This is a genomic window from Streptococcus sp. Marseille-Q5855 (assembly GCF_946901985.1).
Lineage (GTDB): Bacteria > Bacillota > Bacilli > Lactobacillales > Streptococcaceae > Streptococcus.
In genome coordinates this window covers 250,012-266,610 of sequence record NZ_CAMPPR010000004.1, presented here as the reverse complement: position 1 = coordinate 266,610, position 16,599 = coordinate 250,012, and the positions used below count along the sequence as shown (strand labels likewise).

Here is a 16,599-nt window from a genome sequence, read left to right as displayed (position 1 = left end):
AACAGCGATTGATAATACTCCAAACTTAACCACAGAAGAGATTAAGGAAGCGAAACGCCAGGTAGACGAAGCTCTTGCAGACGCGAAACGTAAAGTAGGAGAGGCGACAGACCAGGCAGGAGTTAACAAAGCGAAACAAGACGGTCTCACAGCACTTGATGGTATCAATCCAACGCCAACAACGCACAACAATGCAACTGGCTCACTGGATACCAAAGCTAATGAGAAGAAAACAGCGATTGATAATACTCCAAACTTAACCACAGAAGAGATTAAGGAAGCGAAACGCCAGGTAGACGAAGCTCTTGCAGACGCGAAACGTAAAGTAGGAGAGGCGACAGACCAGGCAGGAGTTAACCAAGCTAAGCAGGCTGGACTCGATGCCATCAACAACATCAATCCAACCGCTACGAGAAATCGAAGAACTCCTCCACGTCGCGCTCGTAGAAGTGTAGGATTTGTAGGAAATTCCCAAACAGCTACAACTCCATCGGCTGTGGACAAGTCAGAACTTCAGTCTCTAGTAGAGGATCTGGAACGTCGCCTGCAAGATATAGCAGGTCTATCTCCTGAAGTACTTGAGGAAGCACATCGTATCTTGGGAGAGGCGCAAGCAGCTCTTGCTAATGAAAACTTAACAGCTCAAGAATTGGCAGATCTCCTTGCTAAAGTTAGACAGGCTCTCAATTCTCTACAAATTGGTACATCAGCTGATAAGAGTCAGTCTGCGTTGAACTCAAATAAAGAAGCAGAAAGTGCCAAGGAAGCTAAAAATGCGACAGAAGTCCCTCTATATGGTGTCTTAGGAGCTGCAGTTCTTTCTCTTCTAGGAGCTCTCCTCTTTGCAGTAGCTCGTAAAAAAGGCTCTCAACTAGATAAGCTTTCAAAAGAATTGAATCAGCTTGTAGTTGAGCTAGAGGCTAGCGACAAGGATAAAAAAGTTCTAAACAAGGCTAAGAAATTAGCTGATGAAGCACGACTCTTTGTAGATAGCCATCAAAAAGATTCTCAAAAAGAAGCAGAACTAATTTCTAAAATCAAGACTGTTCTCAGTCAACTCAAAGAAGAAGTCTAGTTTTGAAGAAAACACTACTTTCAGGAACTGAGTGAGTAGGTTTGTAGCTATGATGAGGAAATAAGAAATCTCCAGATTAGGAACCGTCAATGAGTTCTCTAGTCTGGAGATTTTGGCTCTTTGTCAACTGTAGTGGGTTGAAGAAAAGCTAAGCTCGAGAAAGGACAAATTTCGTCCTTTCTTTTGTAAGCGCGTCATAACAAAGTATCTATCATTCATGGAAGACCTCCTGTATACTATTAGTAAAGTAAAACTATTGGAGGATATTTTGTAAGCGCGTCATAACAAAGGTAAGCGCGTCATAACAAAGTATCTATCATTCATGGAAGACCTCCTGTATACTATTAGTAAAGTAAAACTATTGGAGGATATTTTAATGCCACAACCTATTGTTCCTGTAGAGATTCCACAATCTCGTCGTTTTGATTCTAAAAAGAGAAATGATATTCTGCTTAAAATTCGTATTGGCAAGCTTGAAGTAAGTTTTTTTCAATCTCTCAATCTCGAAATGATAGAGCAGCTTTTGGATAAGGTGTTGCTCTATGACAATTCATCTATCTAGTCTAGGGCAGGTCTATCTCGTATGTGGGAAAACGGATATGAGACAAGGCATTGATTCACTGGCTTATCTCATTAAAACCCACTTTGAATTGGATCCTTTCTCAGGTCAAGTCTTTCTCTTTTGTGGTGGACGTAAAGACCGCTTTAAAGCTCTTTACTGGGATGGTCAAGGATTTTGGCTACTATATAAACGCTTTGAGAACGGTAAGTTGACTTGGCCAAGTACAGAAAAGGATGTCAAAGCTCTCACACCTGAACAAGTAGACTGGCTGATGAAGGGCTTTTCTATCACTCCAAAAATAAATTCATCAGAAAGTCGTGATTTCTATTGAAATGAGGACTTTCTTTTTAGTATAATAAAGTTAGAAAACAGAGAGGGAAGATGATGAAAGACTTATTAAAAATCATTCAACAACAGAGTGCTACAATTGATAGTCTCACCAATGAACTTACCCTTCTGCGTGAACAAGTGGCTTATCTAACGCAAAAGCTCTATGGAAAATCCTCTGAGAAAAGTGTTTGTCCATCTGGACAAGTCAGCCTTTTTGAGGAGGAAGTTTCATCTGATGAAGATGGAGATGTTCCCAGTTGAAAGAGAAGAAATCACCTATAAACGTAAGAAAGCTAAAGGGAAACGTCAAGCTCTTCTTGCCCAATTCGATTCAGAAGAACTCCATCATCGCTTAGAGGATTGCATTTGCCCTGACTGTCAGGGAGAGCTAAAAGAGATTGGAGCGAGTCTTCAAGGCCAAGAATTAGTCTTTATTCCTGCGCAATTAAAACGCATAGATCATATCCAACACTCTTACAAATGCCAAGCATGCAGTGAGAAAAATCCGAGTGATAAAATTGTGAAAGCTCCTATTCCTAAAGCCCCTTTGGCGCATAGCCTTGGCTCAGCTTCTATTATCGCTCACACCATCCATCAGAAGTTTAATCTGAAGGTCCCCAATTATCGCCAAGAAGAAGATTGGTCTAAGATGGGTTTACCAATCACACGTAAGGAAATCTCTAATTGGCATATCAAGGCGAGTCAATACTATTTGGAGCCCCTCTATAATCTCTTGCGAGAGAGACTATTGACTCAGCCCTTACTTCATGCGGATGAAACTTCTTATAGGGTGCTAGAGAGTGATAGCCATCTGACCTACTATTGGACTTTTTTGTCTGGGAAAGATGAGAAGCAAGCAATCACGCTGTACCACCATGATCAGCGTCGAAGTGGTTCAGTAGTACAAGAATTCCTAGGAGATTATTCTGGATATGTGCATTGTGACATGTGGTCTGCTTATCGTCAACTGGAAGAAGCTGAACTTGTTGGATGTTGGGCGCATGTGAGAAGGAAGTTTTTTGAATCCACCCCCAAGCAAGCAGATAAGTCATCCTTAGGAGCTAAAGGTTTAGCTTATTGTGACCAGTTATTTGCCTTGGAGAGAGACTGGGAGGTTTTGCCAGCTGATGAACGACTACAGAAACGTCAAGAAGAGCTCCAACCCCTAATGGAAGACTTCTTTGCTTGGTGTCGGCGTCAGTCAGTTTTACCTGGTTCAAAACTAGGAAGGGCAATTGAATACAGTCTCAAGTATGAAGAAACCTTTAAGACCATTTTGAAAGACGGGCATCTGGTCCTTTCCAATAATCTAGCTGAACGCGCCATTAAATCATTGGTTATGGGACGTAAAAATTGGTTATTTTCTCAAAGTTTTGAAGGAGCTAAAGCAACAGCTATTATTATGAGTTTGTTGGAAACAGCTAAACGTCATCAACTAAATAGTGAGAAATATCTATCCTATCTTTTAGAATGTCTTCCAAACGAGGAAACTCTCGTAAACAAAGAAGTTTTAGAAGCTTATTTACCATGGACTAAAGTTGTACAAGAAAAGTGCAAATAAGAAATCTCCAGATTGGGAACTGTCAATGAGTTCTCTAGTCTGGAGATTTTTCAATATACCTCGTTATTGGGCGGTTACTTTCTTTTTTGATGTTCAGAGCGATAAAAATCCGTTTTTTGAAGTTTTCAAAGTTCCGAAAACCAAAGGCATTGCGCTTGATAAGCTTGATGAGATTATTAGTGGCTTCCAATTTTGCGTTAGAATAGGGTAGTTGAAGAGCGTTGACAATTTTCTCTTTGTCCTTGATAAAGGTTTTAAAAACAGTCTGAAAAAGAGGATGAACCAGCTTAAGATTGTCCTCAATAAGTCCGAAAAATTTCTCTGGTTCCTTATTCTGAAAGTGAAAAAGCAAGAGCTGATAGAGATTGTAGTGGTGTTTCAAGTCTTCTGAATAGCTCAAAAGCTTATCTAGAATCTCTTTATTGGTTAAGTGCATACGAAAAGTAGGGCGATAAAGTCGCTTATCACTGAGTTTACGACTATCTTGTTGGATGAGTTTCCAGTAGCGCTTGATAGCCTTGTATTCATGGGATTTTCGCTCAAACTGCTTCATGATTTGAACACGCACACGACTCATGGCATGGCTAAGATGTTGTACAATGTGAAAGCGATCTAGAACGATTTTAGCACACGGAAAAAGCTGTTTAGCCAAGTCATAATAGGGACTAAACATATCCATAGTAATAATTTTCACTCGACATCGGACAGCTCTATCGTATCGAAGAAAGTGATTTCGGATGACAGCTTGTGTTCTTCCCTCAAGAACAGTGATGATATTGAGATTGTCAAAATCTTGCGCAATGAAACTCATCTTTCCCTTGGTAAAGGAGTACTCATCCCAAGACATAGTCTTTGGAAGCCGAGAAAAATCATGCTTAAAGTGAAAGTCATTGAGCTTGCGAATAACAGTTGAAGTTGAAATGCCAAGCTGATGAGCAATATCGGTCATAGAAGTTTTTTCAATCAGCTTCTGAGCAATTTTTTGGTTGATGATACGAGGGATTTGATGATTTTTCTTTACTAGAGGAGTCTCAGCAACCATCATTTTTGAGCACTGATAGCAGTTAAAACGGCGTTTTCTAAGGAGAATTCTAGTAGGCATACCAGTTGTTTCGAGGTAAGGGAGCTTAGATGGTTTTTGAAAGTCATATTTTTTCATTTGACTTCCGCAATAAGGACAAGATGGAGCATCGTAGTCCAGTTTGGCGATGATTTCTTTGTGGGTATCCTTATTTATGATGTCTATAATCTGGATATTAGGGTCTTTAATATCGAGTAGTTTTGTGATAAAATGTAATTGTTCCATATGATTCTTTCTAATGAGTTGTTTTGTCGCTTTTCATTACAGGTCATATGGGACTTTTTTTCTACCCTAAAATAGGCTCCATAATATCTATAGGGATTTACCCACTACAAATATTATAGAGCCTATACTTCGTTATGGGACGGTTACGAAAGAGGTGGTCGAGTTGGTTTAGGTAGTCGGTGCGTGAGTTGATAATTCTCAGGATATGGACTTCTTTTTCATGAATGAGGTAAAAGAGTAGGTATTGTTTAGAGACAATCATTCTGAGAGTTTTTTCTGGATAGAGGGAGTATCCGATTTTATGGTCAAAGTTAATACCGCCCTCTGGTGAGAAGGTGAGTAGGTTGCTGGTTTGTTGGAGGCGAGTGATGACTTTCTTGGCTATGTTTTCACTGAAGTCTGTGGAGTAGTAGATGAAAATATCGTCCAAGTCTTGTCTGGCTTGTTCTGTGAAGCCTACTTTATAGTCCATACTTTGAAAAGACCTCGTCTGCGTCGTAGAGACGCCCTTCGATGATGTCTTGGTAGCCTTTATCTAGTTCTGCTTTGAGTTCGCCTAGGAAGATTTCTGCTTTGAGTTGGTCGGCTGTTTTAATTGGGAGACCTTTTTCAAGGACGATTTGTTCTACAAAGAGGTTGAGGGCATCTGAAAGGCTGATGTTTTGGCTTTCTAGGATGGTTTTTGCTTCTTCAAATAGTTGAGTATTGACGCGAAAGTTATAAACTCGGTCTCGTGTAAGTCTTGACATGGCATTTCTCCTTGTAATGATATTGTATTACATATACATTACAAAAAAAGATCGAGAAAGTCAAGGGCTGTTTTAGTAGTGGAGGGTGGTAGGTTGGTAATTTAAACTATCAAACAGAATTTTTGATTAAAAGTATTATTTTAAGCGAAAAATTTTCAATTTCACAAATTTTAGGCAAACGCTTGCATTCTAGTTTTTATTGGACTATAATAGGTTGGTATAAAGCTTTCTGTAATAATAAAATGTAGAAGGTGTAGAAAGTAAGGATTTAGAATACTTGTATTGGAAAATACAATGTTGCTATTCCTTGCGATAGGGAGATAGATATGGCAATGATAGAAGTGGAACATCTTCAGAAAAATTTTGTGAAGACTGTTAAGGAACCGGGCTTGAAGGGGGCTTTGCGCTCCTTTATTCATCCTGAAAAGCAGACCTTTGAAGCGGTTAAGGATTTGACCTTTGAGGTTCCCAAGGGGCAGATTTTAGGCTTTATCGGGGCCAATGGTGCTGGGAAGTCGACAACCATTAAAATGCTGACAGGAATTTTGAAACCGACATCTGGTTTTTGTCGGATTAACGGCAAGATTCCCCAGGATAATCGCCAAGATTATGTCAAGGATATTGGTGTAGTCTTTGGACAACGCACCCAGCTATGGTGGGATTTGGCACTGCAAGAGACCTACACGGTCTTAAAAGAGATTTATGATGTACCAGACTCGCTCTTTCATAAGCGTATGGACTTTTTGAATGAAGTCTTGGATTTGAAGGACTTTATCAAGGATCCTGTGCGAACTCTTTCATTGGGACAGCGCATGCGGGCGGACATTGCAGCTTCCTTGCTTCACAACCCCAAGGTTCTCTTTTTAGATGAGCCGACTATTGGTTTGGATGTTTCGGTCAAGGATAACATTCGTCGCGCCATTACCCAGATCAATCAAGAGGAAGAGACTACCATTCTCTTGACAACTCACGATCTGAGTGATATTGAGCAACTTTGTGATCGGATTTTTATGATAGACAAAGGGCAGGAAATTTTTGATGGAACGGTGAGCCAACTCAAGGAGACCTTTGGTAAGATGAAGACACTCTCCTTTGAACTGCTACCAGGTCAAAGTCATCTCGTTTCTCACTATGAAGGCTTTTCGGATATGACAATTGATAGACAAGGAAATAGTCTCAACATTGAATTCGATAGTTCTCGCTACCAGTCAGCTGATATTATCAAGCAAACCCTGTCTGATTTTGAAATCCGCGATTTGAAGATGGTGGATACGGATATTGAGGATATTATCCGTCGCTTCTATCGAAAGGAGCTCTAAGATGGTCAAATTGTGGAGACGTTATAAACCCTTTATCAATGCAGGTGTTCAGGAATTGATTACCTACCGAGTCAACTTTATTCTCTATCGGATCGGCGATGTCATGGGTGCTTTTGTGGCCTTTTATCTTTGGAAGGCTGTCTTTGATTCCTCTCAGGAGTCTTTGATTCAGGGCTTTAGTATGGCAGATATCACCCTCTACATCATTATGAGTTTTGTGACCAATCTGTTGACCAGGTCTGATAGCTCCTTTATGATTGGGGAGGAGGTCAAGGATGGTTCCATTATCATGCGTTTGTTGCGACCAGTGCATTTTGCGGCCTCTTATCTTTTCACTGAGCTTGGTTCCAAGTGGTTGATTTTTATTAGCGTTGGCCTTCCATTTTTAAGTGTCATTGTCTTGATGAAAATCTTATCTGGGCAAGGCGTTGTTGAAGTGTTGGGTTTAACTGTCCTTTATCTCTTTAGTCTAACGCTAGCCTATCTGATTAACTTTTTCTTTAATATCTGCTTTGGATTTTCTGCCTTTGTGTTTAAAAATCTTTGGGGTTCCAACCTACTTAAGACTTCTATAGTGGCCTTTATGTCTGGAAGTTTGATTCCCTTGGCTTTCTTTCCAAAGGTTGTTTCAGATATTCTGTCCTTCCTGCCTTTTTCATCCTTAATCTACACACCAGTCATGATTATTGTTGGGAAATACGATGCCAGTCAGATGCTTCAGGCACTCCTTTTGCAGTTTTTCTGGCTCTTAGTGATGGTGGGCTTGTCTCAGTTGATTTGGAAACGAGTCCAGTCCTTTATCACCATTCAAGGAGGTTAGTATGAAAAAATATCAGCGTATGCATCTGATTTTTATCAGACAATATATCAAGCAAATCATGGAATACAAGGTGGATTTTGTAGTTGGTGTCCTGGGAGTTTTTCTGACCCAAGGCTTGAACCTCTTGTTTCTCAATGTCATCTTTCAACACATCCCATCCCTAGAAGGTTGGACTTTTCAAGAGATTGCTTTTATCTATGGATTTTCCTTGATTCCCAAGGGGCTGGACCATCTCTTTTTTGATAATCTCTGGGCTCTGGGACAGCGTTTGGTGCGAAAAGGGGAGTTTGACAAGTATCTTACACGTCCTATCAATCCTCTCTTTCACATCTTGGTTGAGACCTTTCAGATTGATGCCCTGGGCGAGCTCTTGGTCGGTGGTATCCTACTGGGAACAACAGTGACCAGCATTGCTTGGACTCTTCCAAAATTCCTGCTTTTCCTAGTTTGTATTCCTTTTGCGACCTTGATTTATACTTCTCTTAAAATCGCGACAGCTAGTATCGCTTTTTGGACCAAGCAGTCAGGCGCCATGATCTACATTTTTTATATGTTTAATGACTTTGCCAAGTATCCGATTTCCATTTATAATTCATTTCTTCGTTGGTTGATTAGCTTTATCGTGCCATTTGCCTTTACAGCCTACTATCCTGCTAGCTATTTCTTGCAGGACAAGGATGTAATCTTTAACATCGGAGGTTTGATTTTGATTTCCCTAGTCTTCTTTGTCATTTCCTTGAAATTATGGGACAGGGGCTTGGATTCTTATGAAAGTGCAGGGTCCTAAGATGAAGAAACTCAAAGCCTTGTCTCAGGACAGACTTTTTCTAATAGAGATGAAAATTACTTGACATCTATTCTCAGAGTGCTATACTGTAAGTGTAATCGCCGATTTAGCTCAGTTGGTAGAGCAAGGCACTCGTAAAGCCTAGGTCACAGGTTCGATCCCTGCAATCGGCAAAATGAAGAAACTCATTCTACTGGGTTTCTTTTTTCTTAACTATTTAGCCACTTAGAGCGATATAGAGACCAGATAGGCAAAAGAACTTGTTCTTGAAACTGACCTCTGCTATAATAATTTTTGTAAGGGACGTGAGTATTCATACTCTTCGAAAATCTCTTCAAACAAAGTCAGTTTCACCTTGCCGTTTATATGTGACTGACTTCGTCAGTTCTATCCACAACCTCAAAGCAGTGCTTTGAGCTGACTTCGTCAGTCTTATCTACAACCTCAAAACAGTGTTTTGAGCAGCCTACGGCTAGTTTCCTAGTTTGCTTTTTGATTTTCATTGAGTATTAGTTGCTAGAGCAAGGCACTCGTAAAGCCTAGGTCACAGGTGAACATATGACTGAAGATTTGAAAAAATAGATATGTATAAATAACCGTTAAGCCTTATTCTTAGCGGTTATTTATATTGTTTAATAGCGCTGATATTTCATCAATGATGTTTGACTTTGTGATTTTGGTAGTGGTTCAATTTGATTGCTACTATTTTTGATGGTGTGAATGTTCTGATAATGTACCCCAGCTAACTACGAAAGTTTTGGACTCTATATTTTTAATGTGAGTTAAAAAATAAATTAATGCATGTTAATTTTTCTTGACTTAAATTTTTTAAATGATATACTATTTTTATGGAGAGCTAACAATTATATATAAATGTACTACTCTATTTCCTAGATAATACTTAGTAAAACTTTTTATAACAAAGGCTAGCAAAGTTAAAGTTTTCTATCTATTGGAAGTTAAATAAATATGTAAGGAATTAAAATGAAAAAAAGTACAGTATTGTCATTAACCACAGCTGCAGTTATTTTAGCAGCATATGTCCCTAATGAGGTAGTTTTAGCAGACACATCTAGCTCTGAAGATGCTTTAAATATATCTGATAAAGAAGAAGTAGTAGTAGATAAGGAAACAGAAAATAAAGAGAAACATGAAGATATTCATAATGCTATAGAAACTTCAAAGGATACTGAAGAAAAGAAAACAACAATTATTGAGGAAAAAGAAGTTGTTAGTAAAGAATCTGTGATAGATAACAAAACTAGCAATGAAGAAGAAAAAATCAAAGAAGATTCCAATCAATCCAAAGAAGATAAAGCGGACTCGTCTGCAAGTAAAGACCCAGAAAGTCCCAAAAAAGAGGATAAACTTGTCTATATTGCTGAATTTAAAGATAAAGAATCTGGAGAAAAAGCAATCAAGGAATTATCCAATCTTAAGGATACAAACGTTTTATATACCTATAATACGATTTTTAATGGTGTTTCAATAGAAACAACTCCAGATAATCTGGATAAAATTAAACTAATAGAAGGTATTTCATCGGTTGAACGGTCACAAAAACTCCAACCCATGATGAATCATGCCCGAAAGGAAATTGGAGTTGAGGAGGCTATCGATTACCTAAAGGCCATTAATGCTCAATTTGGGAAAAACTTTGATGGTAGAGGTATGGTCATTTCAAATATCGATACCGGGACAGATTATAGGCATAAGGCCATGAGGATTGATGATGATGCCAAAGACTCAATGAGATTTAAAAAAGAAGACTTAAAAGGTACTGATAAAAATTTCTGGTTGAGTGATAAGATTCCTCATGCTTTCAATTATTATAATGGTGGTAAAATAACTGTAGAAAAAGCTGATGATGGAAGTGATTATTTTGATCCACATGGAATGCATATTGCAGGGATTCTTGCGGGAAATGATACTGAAAAAGACATCAAGAACTTTAATGGAATAGATGGAATTGCTCCTAATGCACAGATCTTCTCTTATAAAATGTACTCTGACGCAGGATCTGGGTTCGCAGGGGATGAAACAATGTTTCATGCTATTGAAGATTCCATCAAACACAACGTTGATGTTGTTTCTGTATCATCTGGTTTTACAGGAACAGGTCTTGTAGGTGAGAAATATTGGCAAGCTATTAGAGCATTAAGAAAAGCAGGCATTCCAATGGTTGTCGCTACGGGTAACTATGCGACTTCTGCTTCAAGTTCTTCTTGGGATTTAGTGGCAAATAATCATCTGAAAATGACCGACACTGGAAATGTAACGCGAACAGCAGCACATGAAGATGCGATAGCGGTTGCATCTGCTAAAAATCAAACAGTTGAATTTGATAAAGTTAAGATTGGAGGAAAAAGTTTTAAATACAGAAATATAGGAGCCTTTTTCGATAAGAATAAAATCACAACAAATGAAGATGGTTCAAAAGCTCCTGATAAATTGAAATTTGTATATATAGGCAAGGGCCAAGACCAAGAGTTGATAGGTTTGAATCTTAAGGGCAAAATTGCAGTAATGGATAGAATTTATACAAAGGATTTAAAAGATGCTTTTAAAAGAGCAACGAATAAGGGTGCACGCGCCATTATGGTTGTAAATACTGTCAATTACTACAATAGAGATAATTGGACAGAGCTTCCAGCTATGGGATATGAAGCGGATGAAGCTACTAAAAGTCAAGTGTTTTCAATTTCAGGAGATGATGGTGTAAAGCTATGGAACATGATTAATCCTGATAAAAAAACTGAAGTCAAAAGAAATAATAAAGAAGATTTTAAAGATAAGTTGGAGCAATACTATCCAATTGATATGGAAAGTTTTAATTCCAACAAACCGAATGTAGGTGACGAAAAAGAGATTGACTTTAAGTTTGCACCTGACACAGACAAAGAACTCTATAAAGAAGATATCATCGTTCCAGCAGGATCCACATCTTGGGGGCCAAGAGTAGATTTACTTTTAAAACCCGATGTTTCAGCACCTGGTAAAAACATTAAATCTACTCTCAATGTCATTAATGGGAAATCAACTTATGGCTATATGTCAGGAACTAGTATGGCAACTCCAATCGTAGCAGCTTCTACTGTTTTGATTAGACCGAAGTTAAAGGAAATGCTTGAAAGACCTGTATTGAAAAATCTTGAGGGAGATGACAAAATAGACCTTACAAGTCTTACAAAAATTGCTTTACAAAATACTGCGCGACCTATGATGGACGCAACGTCTTGGAAAGAAAAAAGCCAATACTTTGCATCACCTAGACAACAGGGAGCGGGGCTAATTAATGTTGCCAATGCTTTGAGAAATGAAGTTGTAGCGACTTTCAAAAACAAGGATTCTAAAGGTTTGGTAAACTCTTATGGTTCTATTTCTCTTAAAGAAATAAAAGGAGAAGAAAAATATTTTACAGTTAAGCTTCACAATACATCAGACAGACCTTTAACCTTTAAAGTTTCAGCATCAGCGATAACTACAGATTCTCTAACTGACAGATTAAAACTGGATGAAACATATAAAGATGAAAAATCTCCAGATGGGAAGCAAATTGTTCCAGAAATCCATCCAGAAAAAATCAAAGGAGCAAATATCACATTTGAGCATGATACTTTCACTATAGGCGCAAATTCTAGCTTTGATTTGAATGCGGTTATAAATGTTGGAGAGGCTAAAGACAAAAATAAATTTGTAGAATCATTTATTCATTTTGAGTCAGTGGAAGAAATGGAAGCTCTAAACTCTAACGGGAAGAAAATAAACTTCCAACCTTCTTTGTCGATGCCTCTAATGGGATTTGCTGGGAATTGGAACCACGAACCAATCCTTGATAAATGGGCTTGGGAAGAAGGATCAAAATCAAAAACAATGGAAGGTTATGATGATGATGGTAAACCGAAAATTCCTGGAACCTTGAACAAGGGTATTGGTGGAGAACATGGTATAGATAAATTTAATCCAGCAGCTATTATTCAAAACAGAAAAGATAAAAATATTACATCACTAGACCAAGACCCAGACTTATTTGCCTTTAACAACCAAGGTATTCATGCAGAATCCACTAGTGGATCTAATGTTGCTAGGGTATATCCACTTGACTCAAAGGGAGAACCACAAAGTGTTTCACTAGAAAGAGGATTAACACCTTCTCCACTTGTATTAAGAAGTGCAGAAGAAGGATTGATTTCAATAGTAAATATAAATAAAGAGGGAGAAAATCAAAGAGACTTAAAAGTCATTTCGAGAGAACACTTTATTAGAGGAATTTTAAATTCTAAAAGCAATGATGCAAAGGGAATCAAATCATCTAAACTAAAAGTTTGGGGTGACTTGAAGTGGGATGGGCTCATCTATAATCCTAGAGGTAGAGAAGAAAATGCACCAGAAAGTAAGGATAATCAAGATCCTGCTACTAGGATAAGAGGTCAATTTGAACCGATTGCGGAAGGTCAATATTTCTATAAATTCAAATATAGATTAACCAAGGATTATCCATGGCAGGTTTCTTATATACCAGTAAAAATTGATAATACAGCTCCAAGAATTATTTCAATTGATTTTTCTAATCCAGATAAAATTAAATTGATTGCAAAAGATACCTACCACAAGGTAAAGGATGAGTACAAACACGAAACCTTGTTTGCTAGAGACCAAAAAGAACATCCTGAGAAATTTGAAGAAGTAGCCAACGAAGTATGGTATGCAGGTGCAGCTCTTGTCGATAAGTATGGAGATGTTGAGAAAAATCTTGATGTAACTTACGCCGGAGAGGGTGAAGGAAGAAATAGAAAACTTGACAAACACGGAAATACTATTTATGAAATTAATGGTGCAGGAGATTTAAGAGGAAAAATCATTGAAGTCATTGCATTAGATGGCTCTAGTAATTTCACAAAGATTCATAGAATTAAATTTGCTGATCATGCTGACAAAAATGGAATGATTTCTTATTACCTAGTAGATCCTGACAAAGATGCTTCTTCTTACAAAAAACTAGGGGAAATTTCTGAAGATAAACTTAAAAATGCCCAAAGTCCAGAAGCCTCAAATAACGTAGAAGAAAAGAAAGAGACTGTTGAAGAAAAACCTATAGAGGGACCTTCAACTCTAGAGTTAGACAAAGAAATCTCTACTGTAAGAAACTTTGAAAATAAAGACCTAAAGAAACTAATTAAAAAGAAATATAAGGAAGAATATGACTTTGTAACTGGTGGAAAAAGAACAGTAGAGCTTGATTATCAATATGACGATGAAGGAAATATAACTGCCTATGAAGATAAGAGTGCTCTAGAATATGAAACTGAGAAACTTGATGATGTTAAATCAAAACTTGGTGGAGTATTAAGCCCATCAAAGGATGGACATTTTGAAATTCTTGGAAAAGTAAGTAATGTATCCAAAAATGCTAAGGCTTACTATGGCAATGGCTTCAAATTAATAGAAATTAAGGCAAGTAAATACGACCCACAAACTAAAACTCTAACCTTTGACTTATTTGCAAATACAAATGATGTAGTCGATGGTCTATCCTTTACGGGTGATATGAATATCCTTGTAAAAGATAAGGGTAAAACAAAAGCTAAAACTAAAATTAGAATGCCTGAAAAAAATAGGGAAACTAAAACAGAATATCCCTATGCATCAAGTTATGGGAATGTAATAGAATTAGGAGAAGGTGATCTTTCAAAAAACAAACCAAACAATTTAACTGAAATGGAATCTGGTAAAATCTATTCTGATTCAGAAAAACAACAATATCTATTAAAGGATAATATCATTCTGAGAAAAGGCTATGCACTAAAAGTGACTACCTATAATCCTGGAAAAACGGATATGTTAGAAGGAAATGGAGTCTATAGCAATGAAGATATAGCAAAAATACAAAAGGCCAATCCTAATCTAAGAGTCCTTTCAGAAAAAATAATTTATGCTGATAGTAGAAATGTTAAAGATGGAAGAAGCACTCAATCAGTATTAATGTCGGCTTTGGATGGCTTTAACATTGTAAGATATCAAGTGTTTACCTTTAACATGAATGATAAAGGGGAGGCAATCGATAAAGATGGAAATCTTGTGACAGATTCCTCTAAACTTGTATTATTTGGTAAAGATAATAAAGAGTATCATGGGGAGGAATATTCTAATGTAGAAGCTATAAAAGAAGATGGCTCCATGTTATTTATTGATACCAAACCAGTAAACCTTTCAATGGATAAGAACTACTTTAATCCATCTAAATCTAATAAAATTTATGTACGAAATCCAGAATTTTATTTAAGAGGTAAGATTTCTGATAAGGGTGGTTTTAACTGGGAATTGAGAGTTAATGAATCGGTTGTAGATAATTATTTAATCTACGGAGATTTACACATTGATAACACTAGAGATTTTAACGTTAAGCTTAATGTTAAAGACGGTGACATCATGGACTGGGGGATGAAAGATTATAAAGCAAACGGATTTCCAGATAAGGTAACAGATATGGATGGAAATGTTTATCTTCAAACTGGCTATAGCAATTTGAATGCGAAAGCGGTTGGAGTACACTATCAATTTTTATATGATAATGTTAAACCAGAAGTAAACATTGATCCCAAGGGAAATACAAGTATCGAATATGCTAACGGAAAATCTGTAGTCTTTAATATCAATGATAAAAGAGATAATGGATTCAATGGTGAGATTCAAGACAAACATATTTATGTAAATGGAAAAGAATACACATCATTTGATGATATTAAACAACTAACAGATAAGACACTAAACATTAAGATTCTTGTAAAAGATTTTGCAAGAAATACAACTGTAAAAGAATTCATTTTAAACAAAGATACGGGAGAGGTAAGAGAACTAAAACCTCATACGGTAACTGTGACCATGCAAAATGGAAAAGAAATGAGTTCTAAGATAGTGTCGGAAGAAGATTTCATTTTACCTGTCTATAAGGGTAAATTAGAAAAAGGCTATCAATTTGATGGTTGGGAAATTGCTGGTTTCGAAGGGAAAAAAGATGCTGGCTATGTTATTAATGTATCAAAAGATACCCTTATAAAACCTGTATTCAAGAAAATAGAGGAGAAAAAGGAGGAGGAAAATAAACCTACTTTTGATGTATCCAAAAAGAAAGATAAGGTGCAAGCAAATCATAGTCAATTAGATGAAAGTCACAGAAAAGAGGATTTACAAAGGGAAAATCATTCCCATAAATCTGATTCAACTGAAGGTGTCACAGCTACAGTTCCTGTACAAGTAAATCATAATCAATTAGATGAAAGTCACAGAAAAGAGGATTTCCAAAGAGAAAATCATTCACACAAATCTGATTCAACTGAGGGTGTCACAGCTACAGTTCCTGTACAAGTAAATTATAGTCAATTAGATGAAAGTCAAAGATCTGATTTAACTAAGGATGTCAAAGCTACAGTTCCTGGTAGAAATGATAAAAACTTTGAAAATAAGACTGAAGTTTATCCTAATGAACCAGAGAACATAGCCAATAAAGACACCAATATCGATAGCAAATTAACTACTAACAATCTTAATAAGTCACCAAAAACCGGAACAGTTAGCGGAGTCTTTACATTATTCGTTGCTGGAATACTGTTTACCGTAGGCACATTTCTTGGATTAAAGAAAAAAGATTAAGATGAAGACAAAAGCTATAGATGAAAAAATGGTTTATGTACTGAGATAGTGTGGTGAAACAGCTTTGTGAAAATAGCCATTTATAACTCAATTATTTAGTTTACTTTACTATTGATACTATTTGGAGTTATTAATGGACTTAGTTTCGATAATTAATGAATTGATTGAAAGAGTTAGTGTTGTCAATATTGATTAGAAAATAGAGTCTATCAAAATTTAAAGGCTAATAGAGGTGATGAGACAATTTCAAGGAATTAAGTAGCGTTTGGTTGCTTAATTCCTTTTTATTTGGAAGGAAGTTTTTCATCTGATTCCTTATTTTATCGCTATTATTGAACCACTTAGACCGGTATAGAGACCAGATAGGCAAAAGACCTTGTTCTTGAAACTGACCTCTGCTATAATGATTTTTGTAAGAGACGTGAGGCCTCACTATCAGA

13 protein-coding genes and 1 tRNA gene are annotated in these 16,599 nt (G+C 37.0%); 10 read left to right on the top strand and 4 right to left on the bottom strand.

Annotation, left to right across the window (positions count from 1 at the left end):
• The 5 genes from OC529_RS06520 to tnpC form a co-directional block, all read left to right on the top strand.
• Window positions 1–1,075 (top strand): DUF1542 domain-containing protein (locus tag OC529_RS06520; RefSeq protein ID WP_262081759.1); only part of this gene is annotated, 1,075 nt, incomplete at its 5' end.
• Between the two features lie 376 nt (window positions 1,076–1,451).
• Window positions 1,452–1,637: a hypothetical protein gene (locus OC529_RS06515; protein ID WP_001136123.1), complete on the top strand. Its 186-nt coding sequence runs from the start codon at window positions 1,452–1,454 to the stop codon at window positions 1,635–1,637.
• Entirely contained in the window at window positions 1,618–1,968 is a 351-nt protein-coding gene (tnpB, locus tag OC529_RS06510; RefSeq protein WP_023941878.1) for an IS66 family insertion sequence element accessory protein TnpB, read from the top strand. The genes OC529_RS06515 and tnpB overlap by 20 nt, the downstream gene beginning before the upstream one ends.
• A gap of 53 nt (window positions 1,969–2,021) precedes the next feature.
• The gene (locus OC529_RS06505) at window positions 2,022–2,228 is read left to right on the top strand and encodes a transposase (protein ID WP_050208322.1); all 207 of its coding nucleotides are present in this window, start codon (window positions 2,022–2,024) and stop codon (window positions 2,226–2,228) included.
• The gene (gene tnpC / locus OC529_RS06500) at window positions 2,203–3,528 is read left to right on the top strand and encodes an IS66 family transposase (protein ID WP_262081758.1); all 1,326 of its coding nucleotides are present in this window, start codon (window positions 2,203–2,205) and stop codon (window positions 3,526–3,528) included. Before OC529_RS06505 ends, tnpC begins: the two co-directional genes overlap by 26 nt.
• A 34-nt stretch (window positions 3,529–3,562) precedes the next feature.
• Here the strand turns inward: tnpC and OC529_RS06495 are convergent, their stop codons facing one another.
• The 3 genes from OC529_RS06495 to OC529_RS06485 form a co-directional block, all read right to left on the bottom strand.
• Entirely contained in the window at window positions 3,563–4,834 is a 1,272-nt protein-coding gene (locus OC529_RS06495) for an ISL3 family transposase (RefSeq protein ID WP_262081757.1), read from the bottom strand.
• A 97-nt stretch (window positions 4,835–4,931) separates the two neighbouring features.
• The gene (locus tag OC529_RS06490) at window positions 4,932–5,306 is read right to left on the bottom strand and encodes a type II toxin-antitoxin system RelE/ParE family toxin (protein WP_262081756.1); all 375 of its coding nucleotides are present in this window, start codon (window positions 5,304–5,306) and stop codon (window positions 4,932–4,934) included.
• Window positions 5,296–5,583: a type II toxin-antitoxin system RelB/DinJ family antitoxin gene (locus OC529_RS06485; protein WP_262081755.1), complete on the bottom strand. Its 288-nt coding sequence runs from the start codon at window positions 5,581–5,583 to the stop codon at window positions 5,296–5,298. The genes OC529_RS06490 and OC529_RS06485 overlap by 11 nt, the downstream gene beginning before the upstream one ends.
• 326 nt (window positions 5,584–5,909) lie before the next feature.
• On the opposite strand from OC529_RS06485, the gene OC529_RS06480 reads away from it, so the two are divergent.
• The 4 genes from OC529_RS06480 to OC529_RS06465 all read left to right on the top strand — a co-directional run bounded on the left by OC529_RS06480 (window position 5,910) and on the right by OC529_RS06465 (window position 8,682).
• A complete protein-coding gene (locus OC529_RS06480; RefSeq protein WP_001240792.1) occupies window positions 5,910–6,902 on the top strand; it encodes an ATP-binding cassette domain-containing protein in 993 nt (330 codons plus the stop codon).
• Between the two features lies 1 nt (window position 6,903).
• Window positions 6,904–7,722: an ABC transporter permease gene (locus OC529_RS06475; protein WP_049542823.1), complete on the top strand. Its 819-nt coding sequence runs from the start codon at window positions 6,904–6,906 to the stop codon at window positions 7,720–7,722.
• Window position 7,723: 1 nt separating this feature from the next.
• Window positions 7,724–8,509, top strand: a complete 786-nt coding sequence (locus OC529_RS06470; RefSeq protein ID WP_173213854.1) for an ABC transporter permease — start codon at window positions 7,724–7,726, stop codon at window positions 8,507–8,509.
• Window positions 8,510–8,609: 100 nt separating this feature from the next.
• Window positions 8,610–8,682, top strand: a tRNA-Thr gene (locus tag OC529_RS06465).
• A 189-nt stretch (window positions 8,683–8,871) separates the two neighbouring features.
• On the opposite strand, the gene OC529_RS06460 is transcribed toward OC529_RS06465, so the two are convergent.
• On the bottom strand, window positions 8,872–9,012 hold the full coding sequence (locus tag OC529_RS06460) for a hypothetical protein (RefSeq protein ID WP_240149437.1): 141 nt from the start codon (window positions 9,010–9,012) through the stop codon (window positions 8,872–8,874).
• 481 nt (window positions 9,013–9,493) lie between these two features.
• Here OC529_RS06460 and OC529_RS06455 point away from each other — a divergent pair, with 481 nt between their 5' ends.
• On the top strand, window positions 9,494–16,159 hold the full coding sequence (locus OC529_RS06455) for a S8 family serine peptidase (protein WP_262081754.1): 6,666 nt from the start codon (window positions 9,494–9,496) through the stop codon (window positions 16,157–16,159).
• Window positions 16,160–16,599: the final 440 nt, after the last annotated feature.

Bases quoted from the DNA above. Each gene is read 5' to 3' on its own strand.
- OC529_RS06490 (WP_262081756.1), bottom strand. From the start codon at position 5,306: ATGGACTATAAAGTAGGCTTCACAGAACAAGCCAGACAAGACTTGGAC.
- tnpB (WP_023941878.1), top strand. From the start codon at position 1,618: ATGACAATTCATCTATCTAGTCTAGGGCAGGTCTATCTCGTATGTGGG.
- OC529_RS06470 (WP_173213854.1), top strand. From the start codon at position 7,724: ATGAAAAAATATCAGCGTATGCATCTGATTTTTATCAGACAATATATC.
- OC529_RS06475 (WP_049542823.1), top strand. From the start codon at position 6,904: ATGGTCAAATTGTGGAGACGTTATAAACCCTTTATCAATGCAGGTGTT.
- tnpC (WP_262081758.1), top strand. From the start codon at position 2,203: ATGAAGATGGAGATGTTCCCAGTTGAAAGAGAAGAAATCACCTATAAA.
- OC529_RS06485 (WP_262081755.1), bottom strand. From the start codon at position 5,583: ATGTCAAGACTTACACGAGACCGAGTTTATAACTTTCGCGTCAATACT.
- OC529_RS06505 (WP_050208322.1), top strand. From the start codon at position 2,022: ATGAAAGACTTATTAAAAATCATTCAACAACAGAGTGCTACAATTGAT.
- OC529_RS06515 (WP_001136123.1), top strand. From the start codon at position 1,452: ATGCCACAACCTATTGTTCCTGTAGAGATTCCACAATCTCGTCGTTTT.
- OC529_RS06495 (WP_262081757.1), bottom strand. From the start codon at position 4,834: ATGGAACAATTACATTTTATCACAAAACTACTCGATATTAAAGACCCT.
- OC529_RS06480 (WP_001240792.1), top strand. From the start codon at position 5,910: ATGGCAATGATAGAAGTGGAACATCTTCAGAAAAATTTTGTGAAGACT.
- OC529_RS06455 (WP_262081754.1), top strand. From the start codon at position 9,494: ATGAAAAAAAGTACAGTATTGTCATTAACCACAGCTGCAGTTATTTTA.
- OC529_RS06460 (WP_240149437.1), bottom strand. From the start codon at position 9,012: ATGAAAATCAAAAAGCAAACTAGGAAACTAGCCGTAGGCTGCTCAAAA.